We start from the raw sequence: 13,833 nt of genomic DNA on the forward strand, positions 1-13,833 counted from the left end.
GCTCAAGAGCCGGGCTTTTCATTCAAGCAACTGCTATCAAGCGCCGTATACCGGCAGCTTTTTGCAGATGGCCTTGACCTTTTCACGGACCGCATCGATCACGGCTTCGTTGTTCAGGTCAGCCAGGATGTCGCAGATCCAGCCGGCCAGTTCCTTGCACTCTGCTTCTTTAAAGCCACGAGTGGTCACAGCCGGAGTACCGAAGCGCAGGCCGGAGGTGACGAACGGCGAACGTGGATCGTTCGGCACGGAGTTCTTGTTCACGGTGATGAAGGCTTTGCCCAGAGCGGCGTCAGCATCTTTACCGGAGATGTCCTGCTTGATCAGCGACAGCAGGAACAGGTGGTTCTCGGTACCGCCGGACACCACGTCAAAGCCGCGTTCGATGAACACGCTGGCCATGGCCTGGGCGTTTTTCACCACTTGTTGCTGGTAAGTCTTGAACTCAGGTTGCAGGGCTTCCTTGAAGCAGATCGCTTTAGCGGCGATCACGTGCTCCAGCGGGCCACCCTGGGCGCCAGGGAATACGGCAGAGTTCAGCTTCTTCTCGATCTCGGCGTTGGCGCGCGCCAGGATCAGGCCGCCACGTGGACCGCGCAGGGTCTTGTGGGTGGTGGTGGTGACCACGTCAGCGTAAGGCACTGGGTTCGGGTAAACGCCTGCGGCAACCAGACCGGCTACGTGAGCCATGTCTACGAACAGGTAGGCGCCCACTTTGTCAGCGATTTCGCGGAAGCGTGGGAAGTCCAGGATCTGCGAATAGGCAGAGAAACCGGCCACGATCATTTTTGGCTTGTGCTCAACCGCCAGGCGCTCGACTTCGTCGTAGTCGATCAGGCCGTTGGCATCGATGCCGTATTGAACGGCGTTGTACAGCTTGCCGGAGGAGGAAACGCTGGCGCCGTGGGTCAGGTGACCGCCGTGGGCCAGGCTCATGCCCAGGATGGTGTCGCCGCCTTGCAGCAGGGCCAGGTAAACGGCGCTGTTGGCTTGGGAACCGGCGTGTGGCTGGACGTTGGCGTAATCGGCGCCGAACAGTTGCTTGGCACGGTCGATGGCCAACTGCTCAACCACGTCGACGTACTCGCAACCACCGTAGTAGCGCTTGCCGGGGTAGCCTTCGGCGTACTTGTTGGTCAGAACCGAACCTTGAGCCTCCATCACCGCAGGGCTGGTGTAGTTTTCCGAAGCGATCAGCTCAATGTGCTCTTCCTGGCGCACGGCTTCTTGCTCCATGGCGGCGAAGAGATCGGCGTCGTACTTGGCAATAGTCAAATCACGGCTGAACATGGCGGTCCTCAAGGATCGGGGGGGGGGGGGCAGAAAAGGAGGCATTCTAACTCAATGGGTTTTAGATGGCATATGAAAGGACATCATGTCGCGGACAAGTGGGGCTCATCTGGAGATAAGCGGTGCCATTACCGGCTTCATCGGGGGCGAGTCCTTCCCACATTTGAATGTATTCACCGGTCAAAAGGTGGGAGGGGGCTTGCCCTCGATGAGGCCATAAGTCCCACCACGACATTTCAGTCGAACATGAACAGCGCTTCGTTGCTGAACTGTGCCTCGAACCGATTCGCCGGCATCGGCCGCCCGAACAGATAGCCCTGCACCTCATCGCAGCCATGCTCACGCAGGAAGTCCAGTTGCTCATGGGTTTCCACGCCCTCAGCGATCACCGCCAGGTTCAAACTGTGGGCCATGGCGATGATGGCGCGCGCGATCTGTGCGTCCTGTTCGCCGGACGGCAGGCCGTCGACAAAGGTGCGGTCGATTTTCAGCACGTCGATAGGGAATTGCTTGAGGTAGTTGAGCGATGAATAGCCGGTGCCAAAGTCATCCACCGCGATGCTCAAGCCCAGGTTTTTCAGGCTGGCGAGGATCTGCATGGCTTCGTTGACTTCACGCATCAGAATACTTTCGGTCAGTTCCAACTCCAGGCACGCTGGTGGCAGGCCCGTGTCCTTGAGGATGGTGGCGATGCGCTCGCCCAGTTGGCCGTCGGAGAACTGTCGCGCCGAGATGTTCACCGAGACTTTCGGCACACGCACCTTGTTCTGGTGCCAGGACTTGAGCTGACGACAGGCTTCGCTGAGCACCCAGTCGCCCACGTCCACCACCAACCCCAGCTCTTCCAGCACGGGAATGAAATCCCCCGGCGGTACCAGGCCACGGCGCGGGTGGCGCCAGCGCAGGAGGGCTTCGGCGCCGGTCAAGCGTTTGCCGTCGCCGCTGAACTGTGGCTGGTAATACAGCACGAACTCGTTCTGCTCCAGGGCGTGGCGCAAGTCGCTCTCCAGCTCCAGGCGCTCCAGGGCGCTGGCGTTCATGTCGGCCTGATAGAACTGGAAGTTGTTCTTGCCGCGCTCCTTGGCGTGATACATCGCGGTATCCGCGTTTTTCATCAGTTGGCTGAGCTCGTTACCGTCCTGGGGGCTTAAGGCGATGCCGATACTGGCGGTCACGAAGAACTCGCGACCTTCCAGTACGAATGGCTTCACCAGGCTGGCCAGAATCTGCTCGGCGACTGTGATTGCGCGGTTCAACGCCATTTCGCGGCTGACGCGCGGTTGCAGGAGCAGGGTGAACTCGTCGCCACCCATCCGCGCCACTGTGTCGTCTTCGGCCACGCAACCGAGCAGGCGCGTGGCCATCTCCTTGAGCATGCGGTCGCCGGCGGCGTGGCCCAGGGAGTCGTTGATCGGCTTGAAGCGGTCGAGGTCGAGGAACATCAGCACCACCCACGACTTCTGCCGCTCGGCAGACTGCAACGCGGTGTGCAGGCGGTCCTGGAACAGCGTACGGTTGGGCAGATGGGTCAGGGCGTCGTAATACGCCAGGCGGTGGATGCGCTGTTCGCTGGCCTTGCGTTCGCTGATATCGCTGAAGAAACATACGTAGCTGGCTAGGTCACCTTCATCGTCGAACACGGCAGTAATGCCGACCCACGCCGGGTAATGCTCACCGTTGCGGCGCTTGAGCCACACCTCACCTTCCCAGGTGCTGTGTTGATGCAGTTGCTTGAGCACGTAGCGCAGGTGGGCTTCTTGCTGTTCATCGACGGTGAGCATGGTCGGCAACTGGTCGAGGACATCGCTCACCGCATAACCGCTGACACGGCTGAACGCCTCGTTGGCCTGCACGATGTAACCGGCCGGGTCGGTAATCAGGATGGCCGACGTGGAGTGCTCGAATACGGTAGCCGCCATGCGCAGGTCTTTTTCGGCACGGCGTTGCTGGCTGATATCACGGCCGACGCCGAGGATGCCTTCAAACGCACCGTGCTCGTCCCACACCAGTACCAGGCGTAGCTCAATCGGTACTTTGCGCCCATCGGCGCGCAGGCAGTCGAACAGGAACAACTGGGTATGCACGTCGTCGCGCAGCGTGTTCAACGCCTCGGGGTTGCCCAGGGCGCGGCTGACCTGCTCCACCAGGCTATAAATGCCGGTCAGCTGTTGCGGGTTGGCAATAATCGACTGCCAGCCGTTCTTGAACACCCAGTCCACGTCATACCCCAGCACGGCGTTGACCGATGGACTGACGTAGTTGAGGGCCAGTTGGCTGTCGGTGGAGCAGATCACATCGCTGATGCTTTCGGCCAGCATGCGGTAGCGTTGTTCGCTATCGCGCAATGACTCGCTGGCTTCGATCTGGTCGGTAATGTCCTTGGCCACACCGATGATCCGGGTGACCACGGCAGACGTGTCCGGGGCCAGGGCTTGCTCGCGGATATCGAAACGGCGCCATTGATTGTTGCGGTGACGAAAGCGCAGCTGGCATTGCAGTTGGGTCGCGTAACCGACCTCGCGCTGCTGTTGGCGCAAATCGTGGTAGTGCTCGGCGTCTTCGGGATGCAGCAGGATTTCCCAGAAGTACTCACCCATTTGCTGCAATTCGGTCCTGTTGTAGCCGAGGGTGTGGCCCAGGTGGTGGTTGCTGAAAATCATGCGCTGGCTGATCACGTCCTGCACGTACAGGTGGTCGGGCACCGTGCGCACGACGTCCGACCAGAAACTCTCGCGCTCCACCAGCGAAAGCTCAACCAGCTTGCGGCTGGTGATGTCGCTGATGCTGAGGATCACCGCTTTAAAGTCGTCCTGCTGTTCCGGCAAACGCATCACCAGCCACAGGTATTGTGCGTTGCCGGCCACATCGTTGAGCTGGATTTCCAGCTCCAGCTGTTTTTGCTGGGCGAGTACCGCTTCCAGCACCGGGTAGCCAATGGACGTGGCATTGCGTGGGCTATCGTCGATCAGGCGTTCCCAGGCTTGTTCGCATGAACTGACATTCAACAGACGCACCGCCACCTGGTTGACCTCGGTGACCCGCAACTCCTTGAGCAACTGTTGGCGTTCAGTGGGGTTGTCCTGCAACCAGGCGTGCAACTGCTCGCGGGTGTGTAGCTTGGTTTTGTCGAAAAATGCGTTCAACCCCGACAGGTCGAGCACGCACAAGGCCACGCCGGTGCCTTCAAAAATATCCTGATAGCGCCGCCGGCCTTCATGCACCTGGCGCTGGCGACGGCGCATGTTCAGCAGCACGATCACCGGGATCAGCGAGAAAGCCAGCCCCAGCAGGCATTTGCCGATGAAGGCCGGCAGCAGTTGTTCCAGCACCGCGCCGCGGTCGAACAGCCCGCGCAGTTGCCAGTCGCTTTTGCTCAAGGGGCTGACCAGCACGCTTTTGTTCAGCTCGTCCGGGGTCAGCGCACTGGACCATTGCGCCGGCATGCCGCTGTCACGACTGACCACACGGTGGTTCAGGCGGTTCTCGATCGCCCACATGGGCCGTTGGCCCTGGCCGTCCTGGCGCGTGAGGTTGGCCACGTAGTTGGGCGCCAGGCGTAACGCCCAGTACATCTTTGAGCCGCCGCTGGGCTGTTGCAGCAACAGATAGATGACGGTGCCGTCGTTGTTGTTGCTCAGGTAATAGGACTGGAAGTGGCTGCGCTTGACCAATTCTTCGAGCCAGGCAGCGTCCTGGCTGTCGTTGGCCGTGTCGCTGAGCAGTGCGCCGCTGGGCGCGAGCAGGGCGAAGCTGCGCAGCTCCGGTAATGAGCGCTGCAAGGTGCGCATCAGCGCCTGTTGTTGTTCGGCATTACGCGGTGGTTCGACGATCGGCAGCAGGTTCAGGGCGATCTGCGCACTCAGGCCCATGTTCAGGCTGATTTGCTCGGCCAGGTCGGCGCTGTAGTCGATGGTGTATTGCTGTTGGTTTTTCTGGTTCTGCTGCAGTTGGTCGAGCAATTGCCAGAACAATAACGCGAGCAGCATCAAGACAAGCGTCGCCAACGCGCCTTTGAGGGTACCGTGCAGGGGAGCTCCCGGCGCAATATGAGCGGCGCGCAAAGGAGTAGGCGGCGTGACTTTGGACAAGCTGTGATCCTGCGGTTTGGCTGGACTGGCGCGCGACGTGCACTATAAGCCGGACGCCCGGAGGGCGGCTAGCATGCCCTGACTTGTGGCAAAGTGCCAGTCCCGCCTGGCTGGACTGCCCCAGCGCATTCAGGTAGCTTTGCCGGTTACGCGGGGGCGTTCCAGCCCCAGATATTCAGGCTTTTTTCCGCTCGCAGGCATTGATTACCGTCAACGGCCCGCGCGGCGCATGGCCTGGCACGGGCTTCGTCCGCTTAATTCATCAGTCACTGACGCTAGGTTCACCATGGCTCAATACGTCTTCACCATGCATCGGCTGGGAAAAGTTGTTCCGCCGAAGCGGGAAATCCTGAAAAACATTTCGCTGTCCTTCTTCCCTGGCGCCAAGATCGGCGTGCTCGGCCTCAACGGTTCGGGTAAGTCTACGCTGCTGAAAATCATGGCCGGCGTCGACACCGAGTTCGAAGGCGAAGCCCGCCCGATGCCTGAACTGAACATCGGCTACTTGCCGCAGGAACCGATCCTGGACCCGACCAAGACCGTGCGTGAAGTGGTCGAAGAGGCCGTGAGCGTGATCAAGGACGCCCAGGCCCGCCTGGACGAAGTCTATGCCGCCTACGCCGAACCGGATGCCGACTTCGACAAGCTCGCCGCCGAACAGGCCAAGCTTGAGGCCATCCTGCAGGCGGGCGACGGCCACAACCTGGAGCGCCAGCTGGAAGTCGCCGCCGACGCGCTGCGCCTGCCGGCGTGGGACGCCAAGGTCGAATTCCTCTCGGGGGGTGAAAAACGTCGTGTGGCCCTGTGCCGCCTGCTGCTGTCGGCTCCCGACATGCTGCTGCTCGACGAACCGACCAACCACTTGGACGCCGATTCCGTCGCCTGGCTGGAGCACTTCCTCCACGACTTCCCGGGTACCGTGGTTGCGATCACGCACGACCGCTACTTCCTGGACAACGTTGCCGGCTGGATCCTCGAGCTTGACCGTGGCGCCGGTATCCCTTACGAGGGCAACTACTCCGGTTGGCTGGAAGCCAAGTCCGACCGTCTGGCCGCCGAATCCAAGCAGCAATCGGCCCACGAAAAAGCCATGAAGGAAGAACTAGAGTGGGTGCGCAAAGGCGCCAAGGCCCGTCAGTCCAAATCCAAGGCGCGTCTGCAACGCTTTGAAGAAATGCAGTCGCAGGAATTCCAGAAACGCAGTGAAACCAACGAGATCTATATCCCGGCCGGTCCGCGCCTGGGTGACAAGGTCATCGAGTTCAAGAACGTTACCAAAGGCTATGGCGACCGCGTGCTGATCGACAACCTGTCGTTCTCTATGCCAAGAGGCGCGATCGTCGGCGTTATCGGTGGTAACGGTGCGGGTAAATCCACGCTGTTCCGCATGCTGATGGGCAAGGAAACCCCGGACTCCGGCAGCATCGAGATCGGCGAAACCGTGCAACTGGCCTGCGTCGACCAGAGCCGCGAAGACCTGGACGGCAGCAAGACGGTGTTCCAGCAGATTTCCGATGGCTCCGACCAGATTCGCATCGGCAACTATGAAATCCCGTCGCGCACCTACGTCGGCCGTTTCAACTTCAAGGGCGGCGACCAGCAGAAGTTCGTCAAGGACCTGTCTGGCGGTGAGCGGGGTCGCTTGCACCTGGCCCTGACCTTGAAAGAGGGCGGCAACGTCCTGCTGCTCGACGAACCGTCCAACGACCTCGACGTTGAAACCCTGCGCTCCCTGGAAGAAGCCCTGCTGGACTTCCCGGGCGCCGCCATTGTGATCTCTCACGACCGGTGGTTCCTTGACCGCGTCGCGACCCACATCCTGGCGTACGAAGACGACTCGCAAGCGGTGTTCTTCGAGGGTAACTACACCGAGTACGAAGCAGACCGTAAAAAGCGTTTGGGCGAAGCTGCTGCCCAGCCGCACCGTGTACGCCACAAAAAGCTGGCCTGATTCGGGCGGGTTTGAAAAAAGCGGAGCCCCTGGGGCTCCGCTTTTTTTTGCGCGTTTACTACGGCCCACTCCGATCAAATGTGGGGGGGCTTGCTCCCGATAGCGGTGGATCAGCCAGCTTGTTCTTAGCTGACCCACTGTAATCGGGAGCAAGCCCCCTCCCACATGTTGACCGAGTCAGACGCCGGTTTTTGGTACTCGCCCATCTGAGGGCTGGCCGGTCAAACAGTACTTCAGCATGCAGCTGTCGTTGGTGGTCTGACAGGCACACCGCCAAACAAATGTGGGAGGGGGCTTGCTCCCGATAGCGGTGGATCAGCCAGCTTGTTCTTAGCTGACCCACTGCAATCGGGAGCAAGCCCCCTCCCACATGTTGACCGAGTCAGACGCCGGTTTTTGGTACTCGCCCATCTGATGCATGGGGCTGGCCGGTCAAACAGTACTTCAGCATGCAGCTGTCGATGGTGGTCTGACAGGCACACCGCCAAACAAATGTGGGAGGGGGCTTGCCCCCGATAGCGGTGGATCAGCCAGCTTGTTCTTAGCTGACCCACTGTAATCGGGAGCAAGCCCCCTCCCACATGTTGACCGAGTCAGGCGCCGGTTTTTGGTACTCGCCCATCTGATGCATGGGGCTGGCCGGTCAAGCAGTACTTCAGCATGCAGCTGTCGTTGGTGGTCTGACAGGCACACCGCCAAACAAATGTGGGAGGGGGCTTGCCCCCGATAGCTATCTAACTATGGAGGCATGACTCGGCCTGAAATCCCCCTTTAAGGGCAAAAATGGCCGGCTATTTATATAAAATGCACCATTTAAATTCACAAAGGCGACATTTCGCCCTGTCGCGGTGCGAAACGAATTGTTAAAGTCCGGCTCAATCTCTGTTTAACAACAATCAATTTGCCGAGACTTTTCATGATCGAATCTGTCGAATCCTTCCTTTTCCGTCTCAAGAAACGCGACCCCGACCAGCCGGAATTCCACCAGGCTGTAGAGGAAGTCCTACGCAGCCTGTGGCCGTTTCTCGAAGCCAACCCCCACTATCTGACCTCGGGCATTCTGGAGCGTATGTGCGAGCCGGAGCGCGCGATTACCTTCCGGGTGTCGTGGGTGGACGATCACGGCAAGGTCCAGGTCAATCGTGGGTTTCGCATCCAGATGAACAGTGCCATCGGCCCTTACAAAGGCGGCCTGCGTTTTCACCCGTCGGTGAACCTGGGCGTGCTGAAATTCCTCGCCTTTGAACAGACTTTCAAGAATTCCCTGACGTCGCTGCCGATGGGCGGCGGCAAAGGCGGCTCGGACTTTGACCCCAAGGGCAAGAGTGACGCTGAAGTCATGCGTTTCTGCCAGGCCTTCATGAGCGAGCTGTACCGCCATATTGGGGCGGACGTGGACGTCCCGGCCGGTGATATCGGCGTGGGCGCCCGGGAAATCGGCTTTCTGTTTGGCCAGTACAAACGTCTCAGCAACCAATTCACCTCGGTGCTGACGGGCAAAGGCATGACTTATGGCGGTAGCCTGATTCGCCCTGAAGCCACCGGTTTTGGCTGCGTGTATTTCGCCGAGGAAATGCTCAAGCGCCAAGGTCAGCGCGTTGAAGGCAAGCGCGTGGCGGTCTCCGGTTCCGGTAACGTGGCGCAATACGCTGCGCGCAAGGTGATGGACCTGGGTGGCAAGGTGATCTCCCTGTCGGATTCCGAAGGCACCCTGTACGCCGAAAGTGGTTTGAGCGAGGAGCAATGGACCGCCTTGTTGGAGCTGAAAAACGTGCAACGCGGTCGCATCAGTGAATTGGCCGAACGGTTCGGCCTGGAATTTCGCAAAGGCAAGGCGCCTTGGGAGCTGGCCTGCGATATTGCGCTGCCCTGCGCCACCCAGAACGAACTCGACGCCGACGCCGCGCGCACCCTGCTGCACAACGGCTGTTTCTGCGTGGCCGAGGGCGCCAACATGCCGACCACCCTTGAGGCTGTGGATATCTTTTTGCAGGCGGGCATTCTGTTCGCCCCGGGCAAGGCGTCCAACGCCGGTGGCGTGGCTGTGAGCGGCCTGGAGATGTCGCAGAACGCCATGCGCCTGTTGTGGACCGCCGGTGAAGTGGACAGCAAGTTGCACAACATCATGCAATCGATTCACCACGCCTGCGTGCATTACGGCGAAGAAAACGGCCGGGTCAACTACGTGAAGGGCGCGAACATCGCCGGTTTTGTGAAAGTCGCCGACGCGATGCTGGCCCAAGGTATCGTCTAAGCCTCGGGTTCGATACGCAGCACTTCGATCAATTGATCGCCGACGGGGCGCTTCCACAGCACCTCATCGCCAAGCTGGGCCCCCAACAGTGCCCGGCCCAGCGGTGAGCCCCAGTTGATCAGGTGGGCGTTGGCATCGGCCTGGTCTTCGCCGACCAATTGAATGCGCTGCTGTTCGTCCTGCTCATTGGCAAAGGTGACCCAACTGCCGATCTGCACCTTGTCGGTGGACGTGGCCGGCGGCACCACTTGGGCGCTTTGCACGCGCTGGTTGAAGTAACGCAAATCCCGCTCGAGGTCCGCCAGGCGTTGTTTATCGTCCTTGGCGGATTCGAGGCTGTGTTCCTGCTGCAATTGCGCCACCTTGGCCTGCAACTGCGCCAACCCTTGTGCGGTGAGGCGATTGGGCTGCTGGCTGACCTGGCGTTCCACCGGCTGGTCGGCCTGGGCGGCGGCGTTGTCTTCATTTACGAAAGCTCGGCTCATGAGAGGCTCCCTCTATGACATTTGGGCCATGTTCGCCGTGCTTTAGTTTCGATGGCTATCTGAAAGCGACCTATTGCGAGCGATAGGCCCTGCCCGCATCACGGTCCTTCTCATGCTGCCAGGCGCGTTCACGGTCGTCCCAGTGATTGTCCTTGTAGTCACGCAGCTCTTCGTTCTCGCGCATCGACTTGCACTGGCGAAAACCGTCCTCCCAACCTTCAGCGTATTCACGGTCCTTCAAATAGCGTGGAACATTTTTGCGAAACTCACCGCTGATCACGCCTGCGGCCTGGCGACCGCTGCTGCAACCGTCATCAAAGCCATCGGCAAAGGCCGGTGGATACCCCTTGGCCAGTAACTCCTGATGAGTCGATTGGCAACCTGCCAGCCACACCAGCGCACACAGCATTACCGCATACCGCCACATTGCTTGCCCCTTGGCCGTTTCACGGCTGATGGAGGAAGTCTAGTCAGGGATTTGTTGGGGAGGTGTGAAAGGGGTGTGAGAAAGGTGTTGGACTAAAGGGCCATCAACGGTGGCGAGCGGGCTTGCCCCGCGTTGGGCTGCGAAGCGGCCCCAATACAGTGTTGATGAAAGGCATGACGAAAGCATTTTTTCTCGTCAGAAAATTCCTGTCTATTTATCAATAGCTTAGAAGCGGGCTACGGGGTTGTGTGTGTTGATGATGGTTTTTCTGAGCGTGTTAGTACGGCATGTTCCGCCAATTCCTGCTCAATGAATGCAGCAATCATTGCGCGATAGACCTGTTCGGTCACTTCGGGGTTGGCGCCCACGGTGTGCGCCAGATCCCGCACCTTGGCAATCACCTGCTCAACCCGCTGCGGTGCCTTGACGCCATCGGTGTCTTTTTTGAAGCGTGCCGCCTGGGAGACATAGCGGCCGCGTTCGGCCAGCAGGGTGACGATTTGCTGGTCGAGGCGGTCGATGTTTTCGCGGACTTCTTCAAGGGTGGTGCAGTTAACGGTCATGTTGATGGAACTCCTGATTGGGTGGGCAGTGCGATGTGTCGGCCTATACGCAAGCCCCCTCCCACATTGGATCTTCGCCGGGCTTCACAGATCAGTAGTGATACCACTTTACCTCGAGCATCACTTCATTCACTGGGGTGGAAAGGTGGCTGTACTCGCGCTGGGCGCTCAGGCGTAACCCCAGGTTGCGCGACAACTCCCACTGCTGGTTGAGGCTGATGCTGCGGCGTACTTCGCCATTGGTGAAGAAATCCCCCTTGGCTTCCAGGCTCAAATTGCCCAGTGGGTTTTTCCACAGCACGCCCGTATTGAAGCCGGCAGCGGGGGAGATGGCTTCGCTGAAGTCATTGTTGTGTTCCACACGTACGGTACCGAGGGCGAAGCCGAGCATGTCGTCGGTCAGTTGCCAGGTACCGCCGGCGCCGCCGTTGACGTGGGCGACCAGGGTCTGGTCGTCGTGTTTGCCCGGTACGCGTTCCAGGCCACCCGTAACTTGCCATGACCAAGGTTGCAGCAGTGCGTTGCGTGGCGTCAGGGAGCGGATGGTGGCCAGGTCCAGTTGCTGCAACTGCCAGTGGTTGCCTTCGTACTGGCGCAGTTTCATTTGCAGGATTTCGATCTGCGCACCGAGGGGGAAGCCCTCGGCGTTGTCGTTGAGGTCGTGGTAGGCCATGCGCAGGCCGTATTCGCCGAAGGTTTTGTTGCCACGGGTGCCGATGCCGGCTTGCCAGGTGCGCGATTCATGGCCGTTTTCCGGCAGGCCGGGGCGTTCGACGTTGAGGTCCGGTGCCGGGTTCTGGTTGATCGCGCGCAATAGTTCGAAGCTGCGTTGCGAGCGCTCGGTGTCGCGCTCCAGGCCATTGGCGCGATAACGGCCCAGGCGGTAGGCGGCATCGATGATCAACGCCTGACGGTCGCGAGGCAGGGCTTTGAAGGCGGGTGCCTGCAATTGCTGCTGGTCATCGCTGATGTTCAGCACCCATTGCTGCTCAGCGCTGTCCAAGGGCTTGGCGCGTTCGAGCAGTTCGCGTTCGCGGGACGGCCGGTAGTCGATTTTTTCAACCAGGCCGGCGTCTTTTACCGCTTTGACCGTGTCGGTGGGAATGGCAGTCAGTGGGAATTGCTCGGTCAGGCGCAGGCCGGGGCGGGCCACTTGCAGCAGTTCCAGCAGACGGTAAGAGCAATTTTCGTCGAAGAAGAAGTAGTCGAACTGAATCTGCTTGAGTTCCCACACGTGCTCGACCATGCGCTCGGTTTCCACCTGCGTCAGGTTCAGGCGGTACTCCCACAAGTCGCGGTTCTCAAGGCTGCGGTATTCCGAGAGTTTCTCCTGGTAGGGCACGAGGGCAAACAGGCCGGGATAACCGCCCATCAAGCCTTTCCAGGCGTAGAGGATGCTGTTGTCCGAGCCTTCGATATAGGCGCCGAAGTTGATCGCGTAGCTGAGCAGGGCGGTGTTGTTGCTCTGCACGTCCGCCTGGTCGATGCGCAGGAGGGTGTGGCCGAACATGGACGACGGGCTGTTGAGGTAAGCCGCAGGGAAGATCATCACCGCGCTGTGCGGCGCGACGTCCTTGAACCATTGCTTGAATTCAGCGCAGTCCACGGCCGGCAGGTCGGTCAGCTGCAACTGATCCTTGAGCCAGCGGGTGCGTGCGGGGTAGACGCATTGGGCGTGGTGTTCACCCAGGCTCGCCGGAGCATACAGCGCTTCAACGGTGGCCTTGAGCTCGGCATCCGGATGGTGGGCGCCATCGGTGGCGAGGAAGAATTTCTTATCGCTGACGTAGCTGCGCCAGCCACTGATTTTGCCGGCTTCGTAATGCCCCAGCGACAGCCAGAACGGATCGTTGGCCAGTTGCTGCAAACGGTGATCATCAAGATGCGGGGCCGCGTACAGCGGGGCGCAGGCGAAGAGTGCCATCCAGGCAAGGCGTTTGAGCATAGGGGCAACTTAAGTCGGAAAAAGTGAGACCCAAAGGGGAGGCGGGTCCAAAAATAAAACCCGCGCCTCGAAAGGCGCGGGCGGGTCGAGCTTAAGCTTGTGTTGCGTACTTCGCCAAGCGGGCGTCGCTTTTCAGCACGGCAAGGGTATTGGTGTGCACGTCGTCAGCGGTCACGTCAGCTTTGCTGAAGATTTGCTGGAAGTGCTCGTGGGTCACAGCGGCAAAGTGCTCGCGATCTTCAGGTGCCACACCCAGGACCACGGCATAGGTGGTCAGCGCTTCGCCATTGCCTTTGGCCATGTCTTCGGACAGCTCGTTCATCATGCCATTCATGGCAATCCAGGACTTGCCGCCGTAGGTCAGCTTGCTGTTGGTGTTACAGCCGTTGGTGCCGGAAGTCATGCCGAAGGTGGCGTTACCCGAGGTGCCGTTGGTGGTGGAAGCCAGGAAGTGAGCCGGGGTACCGCGCTGGCCTTCGAACAACATGTTACCCCAACCGCAGTTCGGGCCACCGGGTGCTTCTGCCATTGCATTGAGGGATACGACGGTGAAGAGAGTACCAAGAAGGATCCGTTTCATAGCTGTTTTCTCTTTGTGTGCAAACCAATAGACAAGGGGGTCAGGCGCTTCGCAACGCCCCTGGGGCCAGTTATTAGTCCAACCCGCGCAGTTTGGAGTTTAGGCACGATCCCGGGGTTCCGTTATTTTTTATAAAACAATCCGCGTTATCGCGTTTTTTTTGCATGACGCCTTCGGTGTCTATGCTTTCCCCAACGGCGCGCCTTGCCAGAGCGCGTGACCGGGAGCCAGAATGCCGTCATCTGCCCCG

At 59.8% G+C, this 13,833-nt stretch carries 9 protein-coding genes; 2 read left to right on the top strand and 7 right to left on the bottom strand.

Translation table 11 applies throughout. From position 1 onward, the window contains the following. Window positions 1-36: 36 nt before the first annotated feature. Together glyA and M5B43_RS14710 are read right to left on the bottom strand one after the other, a co-directional pair. Window positions 37-1,290 (bottom strand): serine hydroxymethyltransferase, encoded by a 1,254-nt coding sequence (glyA, locus tag M5B43_RS14705; protein ID WP_248750795.1) that lies wholly within the window; start codon window positions 1,288-1,290, stop codon window positions 37-39. A 236-nt stretch (window positions 1,291-1,526) separates the two neighbouring features. Next, entirely contained in the window at window positions 1,527-5,378 is a 3,852-nt protein-coding gene (locus M5B43_RS14710) for a bifunctional diguanylate cyclase/phosphodiesterase (RefSeq protein ID WP_283099488.1), read from the bottom strand. Between the two features lie 286 nt (window positions 5,379-5,664). Between M5B43_RS14710 and ettA the strand changes: the two genes are divergently transcribed. Both ettA and gdhA read left to right on the top strand, forming a co-directional pair. Further along, a complete protein-coding gene (gene ettA / locus M5B43_RS14715; protein ID WP_248750796.1) occupies window positions 5,665-7,329 on the top strand; it encodes an energy-dependent translational throttle protein EttA in 1,665 nt (554 codons plus the stop codon). Window positions 7,330-8,245: 916 nt separating this feature from the next. Beyond that, complete coding sequence (gene gdhA / locus M5B43_RS14720; RefSeq protein ID WP_248750797.1) at window positions 8,246-9,583, top strand: NADP-specific glutamate dehydrogenase; 1,338 nt, start codon at window positions 8,246-8,248, stop codon at window positions 9,581-9,583. Here gdhA and M5B43_RS14725 read toward each other — a convergent pair. The 5 genes from M5B43_RS14725 to M5B43_RS14745 form a co-directional block, all read right to left on the bottom strand. Further along, entirely contained in the window at window positions 9,580-10,068 is a 489-nt protein-coding gene (locus M5B43_RS14725; protein ID WP_248750798.1) for a GreA/GreB family elongation factor, read from the bottom strand. The two genes, gdhA and M5B43_RS14725, sit on opposite strands and share 4 nt — an antisense overlap. Window positions 10,069-10,138: 70 nt before the next feature. After that, entirely contained in the window at window positions 10,139-10,495 is a 357-nt protein-coding gene (locus M5B43_RS14730) for a hypothetical protein (protein ID WP_248750799.1), read from the bottom strand. 236 nt (window positions 10,496-10,731) lie between these two features. Beyond that, window positions 10,732-11,058: a chorismate mutase gene (locus tag M5B43_RS14735; protein WP_248750800.1), complete on the bottom strand. Its 327-nt coding sequence runs from the start codon at window positions 11,056-11,058 to the stop codon at window positions 10,732-10,734. Window positions 11,059-11,149: 91 nt separating this feature from the next. Further along, window positions 11,150-13,003 (bottom strand): DUF4105 domain-containing protein, encoded by a 1,854-nt coding sequence (locus M5B43_RS14740; protein WP_248750801.1) that lies wholly within the window; start codon window positions 13,001-13,003, stop codon window positions 11,150-11,152. A 91-nt stretch (window positions 13,004-13,094) separates the two neighbouring features. Further along, a complete protein-coding gene (locus M5B43_RS14745; protein ID WP_248750802.1) occupies window positions 13,095-13,583 on the bottom strand; it encodes a DUF3015 domain-containing protein in 489 nt (162 codons plus the stop codon). Window positions 13,584-13,833 lie beyond the last annotated feature (250 nt).

Source organism: Pseudomonas sp. MWU15-20650 (genome assembly GCF_023242475.1).
In the GTDB taxonomy this organism is placed as follows: domain Bacteria; phylum Pseudomonadota; class Gammaproteobacteria; order Pseudomonadales; family Pseudomonadaceae; genus Aquipseudomonas.